This window comes from Metamycoplasma auris 15026, from assembly GCF_000367765.1.
GTDB classification, from domain to species: Bacteria; Bacillota_I; Bacilli_A; order Mycoplasmatales; family Metamycoplasmataceae; genus Metamycoplasma; species Metamycoplasma auris_A.
On record NZ_AORI01000012.1, the window covers coordinates 46,136 to 61,778 of the forward strand.

General features: G+C 25.5%; 13 protein-coding genes. 4 read left to right on the forward strand and 9 right to left on the reverse strand.

The window, feature by feature from the left end; translation table 4 throughout:
* Window positions 1-106: 106 nt before the first annotated feature.
* The 7 genes from yihA to rpmG all read right to left on the reverse strand — a co-directional run bounded on the left by yihA (window position 107) and on the right by rpmG (window position 4,646).
* Window positions 107-658 (reverse strand): ribosome biogenesis GTP-binding protein YihA/YsxC, encoded by a 552-nt coding sequence (gene yihA, locus MAU_RS02940; RefSeq protein WP_004425267.1) that lies wholly within the window; start codon window positions 656-658, stop codon window positions 107-109.
* A 4-nt stretch (window positions 659-662) separates the two neighbouring features.
* Window positions 663-1,607 carry a tRNA (adenosine(37)-N6)-threonylcarbamoyltransferase complex transferase subunit TsaD gene (tsaD, locus tag MAU_RS02945; RefSeq protein ID WP_004425269.1) on the reverse strand — a complete coding sequence of 315 codons (945 nt, stop codon included), beginning with the start codon at window positions 1,605-1,607 and terminating at the stop codon, window positions 663-665.
* Window positions 1,607-2,566 carry a tRNA (adenosine(37)-N6)-threonylcarbamoyltransferase complex ATPase subunit type 1 TsaE gene (gene tsaE, locus MAU_RS02950; protein ID WP_004425270.1) on the reverse strand — a complete coding sequence of 320 codons (960 nt, stop codon included), beginning with the start codon at window positions 2,564-2,566 and terminating at the stop codon, window positions 1,607-1,609. The genes tsaD and tsaE overlap by 1 nt, the downstream gene beginning before the upstream one ends.
* A gap of 112 nt (window positions 2,567-2,678) precedes the next feature.
* Window positions 2,679-3,473, reverse strand: a complete 795-nt coding sequence (locus tag MAU_RS02955; protein ID WP_004425272.1) for a variable surface lipoprotein — start codon at window positions 3,471-3,473, stop codon at window positions 2,679-2,681.
* Window positions 3,474-3,599: 126 nt separating this feature from the next.
* The gene (gene nusG / locus MAU_RS02960) at window positions 3,600-4,172 is read right to left on the reverse strand and encodes a transcription termination/antitermination protein NusG (RefSeq protein WP_004425275.1); all 573 of its coding nucleotides are present in this window, start codon (window positions 4,170-4,172) and stop codon (window positions 3,600-3,602) included.
* Between the two features lie 34 nt (window positions 4,173-4,206).
* The gene (gene secE / locus MAU_RS02965; RefSeq protein ID WP_004425277.1) at window positions 4,207-4,497 is read right to left on the reverse strand and encodes a preprotein translocase subunit SecE; all 291 of its coding nucleotides are present in this window, start codon (window positions 4,495-4,497) and stop codon (window positions 4,207-4,209) included.
* Between the two features lie 2 nt (window positions 4,498-4,499).
* Window positions 4,500-4,646 (reverse strand): 50S ribosomal protein L33, encoded by a 147-nt coding sequence (gene rpmG / locus MAU_RS02970; protein WP_004425280.1) that lies wholly within the window; start codon window positions 4,644-4,646, stop codon window positions 4,500-4,502.
* Between the two features lie 300 nt (window positions 4,647-4,946).
* On the opposite strand from rpmG, the gene thiI reads away from it, so the two are divergent.
* From thiI to MAU_RS03745, 4 genes are all read left to right on the forward strand, one after another.
* Window positions 4,947-6,101: a tRNA uracil 4-sulfurtransferase ThiI gene (gene thiI / locus MAU_RS02975; RefSeq protein WP_004425285.1), complete on the forward strand. Its 1,155-nt coding sequence runs from the start codon at window positions 4,947-4,949 to the stop codon at window positions 6,099-6,101.
* Window positions 6,102-6,252: 151 nt separating this feature from the next.
* A complete protein-coding gene (locus MAU_RS02980; RefSeq protein WP_004425288.1) occupies window positions 6,253-8,172 on the forward strand; it encodes a DNA gyrase/topoisomerase IV subunit B in 1,920 nt (639 codons plus the stop codon).
* A gap of 12 nt (window positions 8,173-8,184) precedes the next feature.
* Window positions 8,185-10,977: a DNA topoisomerase (ATP-hydrolyzing) gene (locus tag MAU_RS02985; protein WP_004425291.1), complete on the forward strand. Its 2,793-nt coding sequence runs from the start codon at window positions 8,185-8,187 to the stop codon at window positions 10,975-10,977.
* A 66-nt stretch (window positions 10,978-11,043) separates the two neighbouring features.
* Window positions 11,044-11,169: a hypothetical protein gene (locus MAU_RS03745; protein WP_004425294.1), complete on the forward strand. Its 126-nt coding sequence runs from the start codon at window positions 11,044-11,046 to the stop codon at window positions 11,167-11,169.
* 112 nt (window positions 11,170-11,281) lie between these two features.
* On the opposite strand, the gene MAU_RS02990 is transcribed toward MAU_RS03745, so the two are convergent.
* Together MAU_RS02990 and MAU_RS03635 are read right to left on the reverse strand one after the other, a co-directional pair.
* Window positions 11,282-13,477, reverse strand: a complete 2,196-nt coding sequence (locus tag MAU_RS02990; protein ID WP_004425298.1) for a S41 family peptidase — start codon at window positions 13,475-13,477, stop codon at window positions 11,282-11,284.
* A 107-nt stretch (window positions 13,478-13,584) separates the two neighbouring features.
* A complete protein-coding gene (locus MAU_RS03635; RefSeq protein ID WP_004425301.1) occupies window positions 13,585-15,579 on the reverse strand; it encodes a S41 family peptidase in 1,995 nt (664 codons plus the stop codon).
* Between the last annotated feature and the right edge of the window lie 64 nt (window positions 15,580-15,643).

The following is a 15,643-nucleotide window of genomic DNA, read 5'->3' on the forward strand; positions in this document are numbered from 1 at the left end:
AAAGGAATACTAGAAACCTAAGAAATCCCTTAATTTTAATTAAAAAAATAACGCGTCTCAAAAAGATTTTTAAGAGGCGTTATTTTGAAAAAGGAAACTAAAAAAACTATAAATTATAATGTTCAATAATATCATTTAGACCAATAGATTTTGAAGATGAGACTAAAAAGATATTAATTTCTTTTTGAAAACTTAGAGCTTGTTTTTTTACTAAATGACGTTGTGATTGGTTTGCCTTATCTAATTTTGTGACAATGATATCAAAAGGAATATTTAGACTTTGTATATATTCAATCATTTCCAGATCGATGGCACTAAAACCAATTTTTGCATCAATTAAAAAGCAAACTAATTTCTTACTTTTGGCATTTCGAAAATAAAAATCAATGATACCAGCAATTTTTTGTTGGTCTTTTTTTGACATTTTAGCATAACCATAACCTGGCAGATCCACAATGATTTTTTTGTTTGTTGTTTCAAAGTAATTAATTAATCTAGTGCGTCCTGGCGTTGAAGAAGTTTTTGCAATCTTAGTTTTTGATAATGCATTAATTAATGAAGATTTACCAACATTTGAACGCCCTCAAAAAATAATTTCTTCATTATTTTCAAGCATTCAATTTTCTTGTGAAGTTGAGCTTTTTATAAATTTTCACATTGTCTTATTTCCTTACTTTTTCATATGCCATTCTAGCAATCATCATAGCATTATCAGTTGTATATTTCATCTCAGGTAAATACACATTTTTATGCAATGTTAAAAACATATTTCTAATTCCCACATTAGCACTAACTCCCCCAGCTAAAACAATCAAATTAGGATTGAATTTGTTAATTGCTTTTTTTAGGGTATTTTTTAAATATAAAATAACTGTATTTTGAAATTCAGTAGCAATTTGGTTAATGTTTATTTCTTCATTTTTTTGGTTTAAGCTATTAACTCTATTAATAACGGCAGTTTTTATACCACTGAATGAAAAATCAAATTCATTTTCTGTTTTTGGAATGGAAAAATGGTTAGGATATAAATCTTTATTTTCTTGCCAAATTTTATCAATTATAGGGCCTCCTGGAAAACCTAGATTAAGTTTTCTAGCAATTTTGTCATAAACTTCTCCGACTGCATCATCAAGAGTTTCACCAATAATTTCAAATGAATCTTTTTTTGAATAAAGCATTAACTGTGAATGCCCTCCTGAAATAAGCAAACAAAGAGTAGGAAATTGCAATTCTTTTTCAATAAAGGCTGAATAAAAATGTCCCTCCAAATGATTAAGCCCTAAAATTGGTTTTTTATATATCATTGCCATAGTTTGAGCAACTATATATCCAATTTGTAAAGAGCCAATAAGTCCAGGTTCTTTTGTATAAGCAATATAATCAAAATTCTTGCAAATTTCTTTGTTATCAATTTTAGTTTCAATTAATTCTTTAATTAATATAAGAATATTTTTTACATGCATTCTAGAAGCCAATTCGGGAATTGTTCCGCCGTATTTTTTATGAATTTCAGTTTGGGTAATTGTTTTCATTCAAAGAGGTTTATTATCTTGCAAAATTGCAAACGAAGTGTCATCATGTGATGATTCAATGGCAAAAATTTTCATTACAAACCTCCAATTTGTGGATCAGATGCATAAATTAATTCTTCTTCTAAAGCATCTTTAGATTCTTTAAATAAAGATAGATATCCTTTTGTATCTTGAATAAACAATTGGTAATCAAAATGATTGATTTTTTCAATTTCATCAGTTAGATTGATTGAAATTTTTTCATTTTCCTTACTTACTTCATAGGCTTTATATTTGTTTGCTTTGATATAAATTTTATTTGTTTTTAATTGATAAAAATACAAATCATATGTTGGAGTTAGGAATATTTTTAGGTGATTATTTAAAATATGATTGTGCAGCATTCAATTTGTTGAAGCAAAAGTAAAACCTAATCTTGATCCTGTAAAACTCCCTGGCCCTTTTGTTGTATAAATAGAATCAAAATATTCAATTAATAAATTATTTTTTGCAAGTACTTCGTTAATTACACTAAAAAATAAATCAGTTTTTTTAACAAGTTTTTCTTTTATTATGTAATCAGTTACTTCGTTATTTTCAATAATGGCAACAAAGAAATCTTCTAGTGATGTTTCAATAAAAAGACTTTTATTGATTGTTTTTTTTGTTATTTCAAAAACATGGTAAATTTCATTGTCAATAGTTTCAAGTGTAACATTGATAGCAATGAAATTTCTAAAATTATTAGTGATATTTTTGGATCATTCTATAACGACTAATTTATTTTCAAAATATTCTTCATAAGCAAACAAATCACCCTTAAGTTTATATGCATCAATATGCACTAATTTATCATAACAAAGCATCGTATTAAAAGTGGGAGAAACAATTGTTTTTTCTTCGCCAAGCTTTTTAGCAATTGCTGCTGTTAGAGTTGTTTTTCCAGCCCCAAGTTCTCCATCTAACAAAATAGCTTCTAAATTTTTAAAAGAAACTAAGTAATTAACTAGCGTATCTAGTGGTTCATTTTCTTTAAAATAAAATTTATTTTTCATAGTATTTCAAACTCTTATTTCAGTAATCAAATTCAATTTATTTTTCTTATTTAAATAAAATAAAAAAGAAGAAATTTAGAGATTAAAAATCGCTTCTTCTTTTTATTTTTTATTAAGATTTTTTCTCATCAAGATCATTAAGAATTTTTTTCAAATCATAGATTGCTTTATCTAAAATTTCAGACTTTGCTTTATTTATTTCTTTAGAAACTTTTGAAGATTCATCAAATTGTTTTTGTAAATCAGCTTTAATTTTGTTAAATTCTTCTTGAGTTAATTTTCTTTTATAGTCATCATATTTAAGGGATTTTAATTTAGACTCTGTTTCCTTAACTAAATCAGGCAAGTATTTCTTATCAAGTTCAGTCTTTTTCTTTTCAATTTCAGTAAGAATCTTTTGTAGCCCAGCAATGTATTCTTTAGTTTTTTTGTCATCGTATTCAATAGACTTAATTTTGCTGTGCATCTCTTCTTTTTCTTGATATTGCTTAACCAATTCAGCCTTTAAACTATAATAATCTTTAGTTAATCCACTTAATTTTTCATGGCTATATTGTTTAAGTTTGTCAATTTCTTTTAAAACATTATTTTTGTTTTTTTCATGTAAAGACTTTTTATCTTCAGTTTTCTTTGTAACTTCATCAATAACTTTTTTTAGCTGAGCAATCATTGGATTAAATTGTTTATTTGAGGATTTAGGGTCGTTTAAAACTTGGGTTGCTTTTTCAATTATTTCTTTTAGATCCTTTTTAAATTCATCAAATTCAAGAGTCACTAATCTTTCTTGGGCATTTTTAATTTCGTTTGCTAATGTGGATTTTTGATTTGAACAAGAAATTGCAAGAAGTGGTAAAATTGCTGTTGAAATGCTTCCTAATCCTAATAAAATTTTTGCTGATTTTTTCATAGCTTAAAACCTCTTTAAATCTTAATCTTCAATAAAATGAATAATTCATAATTATACAATAATTATGCATATCTGCTAACTTTTGAAACTTAGAAAATGCTAAAAAAACTTATATAAAAAATATGCTTAGCCGCATATTTCTAAATCACTATAAGAAAATTCAGTTGGAACTTTTCTACCAAATTGTTCAATGTTAACAAAGGCTTTTTCTTCACGGTCATTATTTTTAATAATTTCGCCGATTTCATCTTTGTAAATACCACTTTTAATTCTTACAATTGTGCCTTCTTTGAATGCAGTTTCAATATCTCCTGCTTCAAATTTCTCAATCAAAAATCTTTCTTTTTCAACCATTTTATCAAATGTACGTTTGCTAATTGGTGTTGGTTTTGCTCCCTTACCAGATGATCCGATTAATCCAGTTACATATTGAGTGTTACGCACTAAATATCAAGATTCATCAGTCATAATCATATTAATAAAAATATAACCTTTATAGATATTTACATAAGTAACTTTGAATTCTTCGCCCTTAGTTTTCTTTTCAAGTTCTTTGTTTGAAAGATGTGGCATTTTAAAAATTCTTATATCTTTAAAAAAATCATCCATTTTTTGTGAAGAAATTTTATTTCTTAAGGCTTCAATAACATTATCTTCTTTGCCAGATACAGTTGAAACCATATATCATTTAAAATCCATATTTTTTATAATTATCTCCCTTTAAATTAAAAAATTAAACCTTAATTCCAACAACATTTCATAAACTAGTAAATGCTAGTGAGACTAAAAAACAAAATAAAGCCATAACAACTAAAAAAGCAATTGTGATTCCGAATCATTTTCAGCTTTTTGAACTTCTAGGTCAAACAACTCTTTTAATTTCTTTAATTCAATTTCGAAAAGTATAAAGTCTTGATTCTTTTGCTAATTCTTTTTTTTGCATTCTCAATTTCTTTTTTAATTTTTTGTCATACTCTTTTTTTGCTTGTAGTTCTTCTTTAGTTAACTTATTATTTTCATTCATACTTATTTTTCCTCTTTATGCAAGGTTTGAGAATTGCAAAATTTACAGAATTTTTTAATTTCTAGACGCTTTTCATTGCTTTTATTGATTGAATAGTTTTTATGTAAACAAACTTGGCATGCTAATGATACTTTTTTTTGTTTTTTCATAGTACTAAATTATATAGTTTTTTTATTATTATCATATAAACTATAAAACTTAAGAAATTTCATTATTTATTAACTAATGATTTATAGATTAATAAACTAGATTTTTAAGGTTCATTTGATAAAGAAATAATTGATTTTTTTGCTTATTTTTAACCTTAAAATCTAAGAAAAAAATCATTTTTTAATGACTTTGAAATGTAATATAATATTTAACAAAAATAAGTTTATTAAGCTTATTTAAATTTAAAAAAGTATTCAAATTAAGCAAATAATATAAAAAATAATTGGAGAGATAAAAAAATGGAAAGCCAAGTTGAAAAAGAAATTTTAATTAGATATGGTGAATTAACATTAAAGGGTGAAAATAAAAAAGATTTCATTAAACAATTAAGAAAAAACCTTGAGTTTTATATTAAAAAAGATGAAATTAAAATGGAATATGATAGAGCTTTTTGTAAGTATTCGCCTTCTAATTTAGAAGCTCTAAAATACATTTTTGGTATCTCTTCTTATTCAGTTGTTTATAAAACTTCCATTAATTTAGAAGATATTGAAATTCTTATAAAAAAAATTGCAAATGAAAGTAATTTTTCTTCATTTGCAATTAACGCAAGAAGACATAATAAAAATTATCATATGACTTCATCCCAACTTAATATGCATTTTGGACACTATATTTTAAGTAATTTTGCTAATAAAAAAGTTGACTTATCCAATCCAGATTTAATTTTTTATATTGAAATTCGCGACAAATTTAGCTATATTTTTACAAGTTACATTGAAGGTTTAGGAGGTCTTCCTACTTCTTGTTCAGGAAGAAGTTTACATTTAATTAGTGGCGGTATTGATTCACCTGTTGCTGCTAATTTACTCCAAAAAAGAGGGCTACATATTACATTTTTAAATTTCATCACTCCACCACACACTGATAAAAAAACTACAGATAAAATTAATGATATTGTTTCCCTTCTAACCAAATATCAAGGAGAAGCTACCTTATTTCAAATTAACTATACAAAAATAATGAACTACATAGGACTAGTGTCCAACCAAAAATATAAGATTTGTCTAATGCGCCGTAGTTTTTATCGGATTGCACAAAAAATTGCGCAAAAATACAACATAAAAGCAATCTCAAATGGTGAAAATCTAGCCCAGGTGGCCTCCCAAACACTTGAATCCATTTATACAATCCAAGAAGTTTGCAGCTTACCAATTTTGCGCCCGCTTCTTAGCTTTGATAAAAATGAAACAATTGCCATTGCTAAAAAAATTAAAACAATGGATATTTCAATCATTAAAGCTTGTGAAACATGCGAATTATTTGCCCCAAAATTCCCAGTTACTAAACCAAATCGTGAAACTGCAAGGGAACTTGAAAATGAACTAAGTGACCTAATTAAATTAGAAAATGAAATTTTAAATGAGATTGAAATTATTAAATTTAAAATCTAAAAAATACTCTTAATTTAAGCCAAAAAAAGAGTGTTTTTTATTTTTAAAAATCGCCTTTTTCAAAACGCAAATAAAGAGTAGCAGTCATCTAATATTTATAAGAATTCTAATTTATTTTAATTTAAATCAAAATATATATAATTTAAAAAATATGAGTATGTCTAATTATGAAGCAAATGATTTAAAAGTTCTAAAAGGCTTAGATGCAGTAATAAAAAGACCTGGAATGTATATTGGTTCAACTGATTCAAATGGACTGCATCATCTTATTTGAGAAATTTTTGATAATTCTATTGATGAAGCACTTGCTGGATTTGCTGATAGTATAAAAGTTACACTAAAAAAAGATAATTCAATCATCATTGAAGATAATGGCAGAGGCATTCCTATTACCAAGCATGAATCTGGAAAAAGTGGTGTTGAGTTAGTTTTTACTGAGCTGCATGCCGGAGGTAAATTTGGCAATGGTGCATATAAAACAAGCGGTGGTCTTCATGGAGTTGGGGCTTCTGTTGTTAATGCTTTAAGTGCCAAATTAGAAGTTAGTGTATTTCGAGATAAAAAAGAATATTTTACAGCCTTTAGACAAGAAGAAATTACAACCAAAACAACCTTAATTGGACCTAGTTTAAAAAAAGGAACTAGAGTCCAATTTTGACCTAATTATGATATTTTTAAGAAAGCCAAATTTTCTTCAGAAATCATTAAAGAAAAATTAAGAGAGGCTAGTTTTTTAATTTCCAATTTAAAAATCAATTACATTAATGAAATAACAAACGAAAATATTGTTTTTCAAACTAATGAAGGCATTAAAGAATATATAAATTTTGTTGGCGAAGGAAAAAAATTTATAAGCAGTATTTTTTATGCTTCAGGAGTTACTAAAAATAACATTGAGATTGAAATTTCTTTAGCTTATACTGAAAGTTATAGCGAAACTATTTATTCATTTGTTAATAATGTCAAAACAAGAGATGGTGGCACTCATGAAACTGCCTTTAAGGCTGCTCTAACAAAAACAATTAATGAATGATATGCAAAAAATTCCAATTCAAAATCTAAAATAAGCTTTGATGGTCTTGATGTAAGGGAAGGAATCATTGCTGTTGTTTCTTTAAAAGTTCCGGAAAATATTCTTGAGTTTGTTGGTCAAACCAAAGATAAATTAGGATCCCCAGAAGCTCGTGAAGCAGTGGAAGATTTCTTTTCACAAAAGTTTAATTTTTATCTAAATGAAAACAAACAAGAAGCAAATAAAATTCTAGAAAAAATTAAACACACTTATGAAGGAAGAATTGCTGCAAGAAATGCAAGAAACGAAGCAAGAAAAGTAAAAAATAAACTTGATACAAAAAAAATTTTATCAGGTAAACTAACTCCCGCACAATCCAAAATTGCTTCTGAAAAAGAATTATTTTTAGTTGAAGGTGACTCCGCTGGGGGTTCGGCTAAAATGGGGCGTGATCGGAAAACGCAGGCAATTTTGCCTCTAAGAGGAGTTGTAATGAACACTGACAAGGCAAAATTGATTGATATTTTAGCAAATGAAGAGTTAGCTACAATAATTAATACAATTGGCGCTGGTATTGGTGAGGATTTTGATTTAAAAAATTCCCAATATGGAAAAATTATCATCATGACTGATGCCGACGTTGACGGCGCTCACATTCAAATGCTACTGTTAACTTTCTTTTGAAGATATATGAAGAAATTAATTGAAGCTGGAATGATATATATAGCTCTTCCTCCTCTTTATAAGATAACAATTAAAAACGCAAATAATAAAAGTTTTTATGCATGAGATGAAGATGGTTTAAGAGAAATAACTTCCCAATACCAAAATTACGAAATTCAGCGTTACAAAGGGTTAGGTGAAATGAATGCAGATCAACTCTGAGATACAACAATGAATCCCAAAACAAGAAATATTCTTAAAGTAAACATTGATAACCAAGCTTTGACTGAAAGAAATATCACTACTTTTATGAGTGATAATTCAGAAGCTAGAAAAACATGAATTAATGAAAACATTGACTTTTCAAGTATTGATGAATTTGAAATTCAAAAATAGGATAAAAAATCTATGGCAAAAGATAAAAAAAATGAATTCGAAGAAACAATTGAAAACATTATTGAAAAAAACATGATTGATATCATGAATACAAGTTTTTCACGTTTTTCAAAATATGTTATTCAACAAAGAGCAATTCCTGATGCAAGAGACGGACTTAAGCCAGTGCAAAGAAGAATTCTTTATTCAATGTGAAATTTGAAATTAAGAAACAAAGATCAATTCAAAAAGTCAGCAAGAATCGTTGGGGATGTTTTAGGGAAATATCATCCTCATGGCGATAGTTCAGTCTATGAAGCTATGGTAAGAATGGCACAAGAATGAAAAAGTAACTATCCACTTGTGCAAATGCATGGAAACAAAGGTTCAATTGATGATGATCCAGCTGCAGCTATGCGTTATACTGAATCAAGACTTGAAAAAATAAGTGAATATATGCTTATGGATTTAGAAAAAAAAGTTGTACCAATGATACCTAATTTTGATGATTCAGAATATGAACCCACTGTCCTTCCTACTTTATTTCCTAATTTACTTCTAAATGGTGCAATTGGAATTGCTTCTGGATTTGCAACACAAATTCCGCCACATAATTTAAATGAATTAATTGATGCCACTATTGCAATGATTAAAAATAAAAATATTAGTGTGCAACAGTTAATGGAATATATAAAAGGTCCAGATTTTCCAACTGGCGGCGTCATTTATGGAATATCAGGCATTGAAGATGCATTTAATAGCGGAAAAGGAAAAATTAGTCTTTCAGCCAAATATGATTTTATTAAAAATAAAAAAGATAAGATTATAGGCATTGAAATTACTGAAATTCCTTTTGGTGTAATTAAATCAAAATTAGTTTTTGAAATTGATTCAATCATTGCTGCAAAAACAATATCAGGCATTAAAGAAATAAGAGACCAATCTGATCGAGATGGGCTATCTATCTATATTGAACTTGAAGAAGATAGCAGCGCTGAAGCTATCATTACATATCTAATGAATAAAACAAAATTACGGATTAATTATGATTACAATATGATGGCAATCTACAAAAGTGCGCCGACACTTCTTTCATTAGATAAAGCAATCTATGCATTTTTAGAACATCTAAGTTTAATTAATACTAAAGCCATTAAATATGACTTAAAAAAATACAAACTGCGTCATGAAATTATTGAAGGATTTATAAAAGTCGCTGAAATTTCAGACCAAGTTATTAAACTTATTAAAGAAAGTGATAATTCAAAAAAAGGTGTAATTAATGCCCTAATGGTTGAATTTAATTTTTCAGAAATTCAAGCAACTGCTATAGCGGAACTTAGATTATATAAACTATCTAAAATAGACCAAATTGAATTTCAAAATGAAAAAATATCGCTTGAAAAATTAATTGCAAATTGCAAACTTCTTTTAGACAATGAAAATGAATTTAATAAATATTTAATTAAACAACTAAATAACATTAAGAAAGAATTTGGAAGAGAAAGAAGAACTGCAATTCTTAATGAAATTGCAAACAAAGAAGTTGATTATAAATCCTTAACTAAAAATGAAGACTTTTATTTCTTTTTTTCCCAAGATGGTTACATTAAAAAAATTACACCAAAAATCTTTAATTCTAATGACCTAAGTTCATACAAACTAAAAAATGATGATGCAATTTTCTATTACAATAAAATTAATTCTTTTTCAAAAATTCTATTTTTTACAAACAAAGGAAATTTCTTTATTTTAGAAGCGCACATTCTAAAAGATAATATCTGAAAAGAATTAGGTATTCATATTTCTTCTTATATTAATTTAGATATAAATGAAAAAGTTATTCGAATTATGGAAGTTTCTTCTTTTGATAATTATCTTAATTTAATTATGATTACTAAATTAGGATATGCTAAAAAAATTAAATTTTCTGATCTAGAATCAAAAATTTATAATCGTAAAAGAAGTTGCATTTCCTTTAAAAATGAAGATGATGAATTAGTTGATATAAAAATTGGCAATGATGAAAAAGATATTTTTATTCTTTTAAACAATGGCCTTTATTTCTTAATTAATGAAAATGAATTTTCTTCAACTCTAACACTAAAAGCCCAAGGAATTAAATTACTTCCAAAACTAAATAAAACATATGTAGCCGCTTTTGCTACAGTTTCAAAATTTAACAAGATTTTAATGCTAACTCAAGATGGACTTACGAAAATTTGAAATGCATCTGATTTAGCTTATACAAATCGTAGTAACAGAGGAACTTTCTTATTCAATGTTTTAAAGAATGTCAATTGCATTCCTAAAAATCTTGAAGTAATTACTAATAATCTTGAATTTCTTTATACAAATAAAAATAATGAAGTTACTGAATTTAATCTTAATAACATTGAAAATAGCAATAAAAGAATTGATAAATTATCCAATAATTACATTGAAAGCAATAATTCAGGATACCTAATTCAACATTTAAAAATTGAGCAATTAAATGATCCTGATGATAAAGAAAGAAATGAACTAAAAAATTATTATCTTAAAAAAATTGAAGATAATAAAATGCTTGTTTCTGATATTAAAGAAACAATGTTACAAAGATATTATTTTATTGATGAAAATGTTTATGAATTAAAATCAAATTCAGCAATTTCCAACCTCAAATCTAATGAAAAAATCAGTATTTTTGATTTAGATAAAAATGAAGAAAATTTTGCAAATAAAATAGATTTAATGGAACACAATTTAGAAAATAAACTAAGAGCAATGGAAGATTTAGATCTTGATTCTATAGAAGAAAAAGTCAAGCAAATTACAAAAAAATAGTTATAATTAATAATTATCTTTTTTGTCTTTTTTAAGTTATGAAAAACAATTTTTGAAAGGAAAGCTATGAGAAAAGATGTCAGACTAGCTAACAAAGTTAAAGCTGAAAAAAGAGCACATAAATTAGCTAAAGAAAAAGCTAGAGACCAAAGAAGAGCAGCAAGAAAAGCTGAAGCTGAAATGCAAGCATAAAAATTCCTGATTTTTTTAATTTAAGAAGTGCAACAAGGCACTTTTTTGTTTTTTTCCTTAAATATTGCTTGTTTTAAGACAACAAAACAAATCTAATGAATTTTTAGAATTTTTACTGCTTAGTTTTTTTCTTTAATTTTAAGACTAGAAATACAATAACTAAAATGAGACTTATTACTAATAAAGACCCAAAAATTCCTAAGATAATTCTTAATGTTTTTTTATTTTTAGGCCTATTTTTATCAGCATTATTTTTATCTTTTTCATTTCTATCTTCAGTGTTACCATTTGGATTAAATGGTTTAGCATTTTCTTCTAGACTAAAAATAAGTTTGATAGTTCCAAAATAATTTGTATTATTATCCTTTATTTTTAAGGATACTTCATACTCATTTTTTTCATTAGGAATTTTATTAATTGATTGAAATTCAAGATCATCAAAAGCAATATTGAAATTAGGATTCTTATTCTTTAAGGCTTCATATAAACTAACAAAATCACTAGATTTTAATAAGCCTAAATTTGGATTTTTAATTAAAAAAGAAATATCTTGTTTAGCTTCTTCATTTGTTTCTTTATTTACTATTTGTTGAATGTAATTTAAGTCATACAATTGGTCTTGATTCTTATAAATATCTTCTTCAAAAAAAATATCAGGTTTAACACCAAATTCAATATTATTGAAGTTCTTATCGCTAAAAACATGGTTACTACTAATCTGAATAATATCTCCAGTAGGAAGAATTGCATAATTGATTGCAGAAGCTCCCCCATGAGTTTTATAACCTATTACTTTGGCTACTTTGTTATCTTTTACCATTTGAGCCAAAATATTGGCAGCTGAAAAAGAAAAGGGCGAAGTTAAAATAAAGTAATTAAAGTCATACTTTTTATATTTGGATTTGATTTCTTCAACACTTTTTTCTTGCGATAAAGGATTATATGTGTAAGAATAAAAAGGTTTATTTGTCATAAATCCCATAATCTCAAAAGCACTTCCAACATAGCCACCTGAATTAACTGTTATATTGAAAACAATGTTTTTAATTCCTTCATTTTTAGCTATCTCTAAACTTTTCTCAATTCCACTAGCTGTCATTTTATCAAATGCCCTAAATGAAATAATACCTGTTTTTCTGTCAGGTGTATATGTAATACTATATTCAATTTTTCCAAAATCTCTTTTTCCTAATTCATTTTCAATCTCAGCTCTTTTTCTTATTCTTCTTATTTTCCTAAATTCTTTTTCAATGTTTTTAATGGCATCATTATCATGATTATAATAGCCATCAATAATTGAAGTTGAATGCAAATCACCTAGGTCATTAATAATATCTTTGGTTGCTAAATAATGATTATCATTTTCAGCTAATATATCATCTTCATAAGTAGCAAAAAAATTCTTGTAAGATTGATTATTTTTATTCTTAATTCCATAGTAATAATCAAATAAAAAAGGAAAATATTTATATTGAAATTCTTTTAGACCTAAAGGTATATTTTCATTGTTTACATTTGATTGTTTCAGCAGTGCAGGACCATAAGAACTTCCTAATGTTTCAAAATAATTAAATAAATTAAAGTATTCACCATTGAAATATGTTTGATAATTTGATTCATTTAAAAGAATTTGATTTAGGAGTACTACTGGTAGATATAAATCTTTTTTGTCTTTTAAAATTTCAATGTCATACTTACTTAAATCATAAGAAAAATGAGTTTTTTCATTGAGATTTTTTTTGGACAAAAATTCAATTTGTAGCTCTTCTTCACCTCTTTTGTAATCTTTTAAAATTTCAGTAAAAAACTTATAATTTGAAACATTGATTTTCTTTGTTTGAAAATCAATTTCAATGCTGTATTTATTTTGAATTTGGTCATCTGGATCGCTGTCATTAACAAGTTTATTAATAACATTAAGAGTAACTTTATTATCTTTAAAATTATGTTCCAAATACTTTTGTTTTTTGTATAGTTTGTTATTTAGTTTTATTCAACTAAAACTATAATCATTGAAATTAGTAACTGTTTTTGTTGCTTTAAGGAACTCTTTAATTCCAATGTAAGCTACATCATTATATAAACCGAGTTCAATCTTTTTTAACTCATTTGAATTATTTTTTGTTAAATCAGAAAATTCATATTCTTTTAGTTTAAAAGTTGAACTGGAATTGTTCTTTAAAAGCTTATTTTTATTATTCAGACGTTTATTTGTATTCTTATTTTGAACAGAAAAAGATAAAAGAGACATTGGTAGAATAGCATTTACCAACAAAGAAAAGATAAAAGTTTTTTTACCTAATTTCATTAATTAAAATTTTACAGTAAAAATTAAACTGTATTAATTAGCAAGTCATTTTACTAATGTTATTTATGTAATTAATTGAAGTCTTGAGAATAAAATTACAATAAAATTTAAGAATTTTTATTAACTATGTTTTCGATGTAGTTTAAATCGAATAAGTTTTTATATGAGGCATTTTTATCATTTGCAAAATTAATATCAGGTATGACACCATTTTCATAGGAAACAAAATCTCTGTTGGTTAGAACATTATTACTACTTAATCGCAATATGTTGCCGCTTGGTAAACATGCAAATCTTACAATAGAAGCGCCACCTGCTGATTTATATCCAATAATTTTAGCTAACTTATTTTCCTTTGCAGTGGCGGCTAACATGTTACTTGCAGAATAGGTTTTAGGAGAAATTAAAATAAAATACTTAAAATCTTGTTTACCAACATTTGATTTAATTTGTGTGACAATTTTTTCATTTGTTAAAGGATTATACTCAAAGTATTTAAAGTATTCATTGCTCATAAAACCAAGTAATTCATAAGTAGCTTGAACTGAGCCACCTCTATTTAGTGTTAAATCAAAAACAATATTTTTAATTCCATCTTTTTCGGCTTGCTCAAGATCTTTTTTAACTCATTCTTTTGTTTCTCTTGTGATGACATCAAAACGAATAATTCTAGTTTTATTATCTTGTGTATTTCTAATTCATTTTCCTTCTAGTTGTAATTGAGTTTCCAAGTTATATAATTCATCATCTACTAAATAAAATTTCTTAACTCTTTCTTTAAAATTTTTTTTCTTAGTATCAATATCAACTGAAGACATGTAGCTTTCTTCTTTTTCATATAATCCTTGCATCAATACTTTAGTGTGTAAATCATCTAAACTATTAATTAAATCATGCAGCGCTAAATAATGCTCTTTATTATTGCCTAAAAACTTATTTTTATAAGAAGATAGCAATTTCAAATATGATTCATTGTTTTTTGGTTTAATGCCATAAAAATTATCAAGTAAGAAATGCAAATAATTAAACTGAAATTCTTTAAGATTTTTTGGCATTTCTTTATTATCTAGATTATTTTTAGTAAGAGTTTCTTTAATTCTTTTAAATGAATTTCCTGCAGAATGTATGTCATGGTAACTAATCAAAAAGACTTCTTTTTCATTAAAATAAAATGCATTTTCATACTCATTTAAAACAATTAAATTTAACAAACAAAAAGGCATATAAATTTGATTGTTAATTTCAAGCATTTTAAGATTGTATTTATTTAAATCAATAGTTATTTGTTTTTTAAAATCTTGGTATTTAAAATCTAAATTAGATTCAGTTTCATAAGGATTAATTTGCTTAAAAAAAGAATAATCTGAAACAATTATTTGATTATTTAATGCATCAAATTTGATTGATGAATTAAAAGAAAAATCTGAATTTTTTTTATTTTTTGATTGATATCTACTTAATAAATTAATAAGCAATTCTTTATTCTTATTAAAATAAGTCAAATGCTTTGTTAAGTCATATTTATTTTCATTAAACTTTAGATTCTCAATCTTTTGTGCAATGAAAGTAACTTCCTTTATTAAATTAAAGAAATCCTTAATTTCAACATAACAGATATCATTATCTTTAAGCATTTTTAAATTTTTGGTTTTAGGTTTAATTGTATCTATCAATGAAGTAACTGAATAGTTAGAATATGGAAAATATCTTAAATACAAATTTAAGTCTTGTGTTATAACTAAGTTATTTGGTAGTTTATTCTTAAAATATTTATCCAAATAATAAGAATCAAAAAAATAGCCTTCTTTTTCTATTAGTTCAGGTTTAAAAATACTATTAGATTTAATTTTTTCAGATTTGAATAACTTATCATTAAAAAAGTAATTTACATTATAAAATTCTTGCTTATTTTTATTTTTATTTGGAGTAGGATTAGAAGGAATTGAAGGAATTAAATTGGTTCATGGAATTTCGTGATGTGAATGGTTATTATAAATATTTTGATTATTTGTATTATTACAAGATACTAAAGAAATTGGAAAGAAACTCAAGGCTATTGCTGAGCTTAATCATCAATGATTTTTTAATTTATTCTTCCTCATCTTTTAAATAACATAATTATAAATAAGTTAGATTATTAGTACTTAAAATAAGTAAAAAAATAAG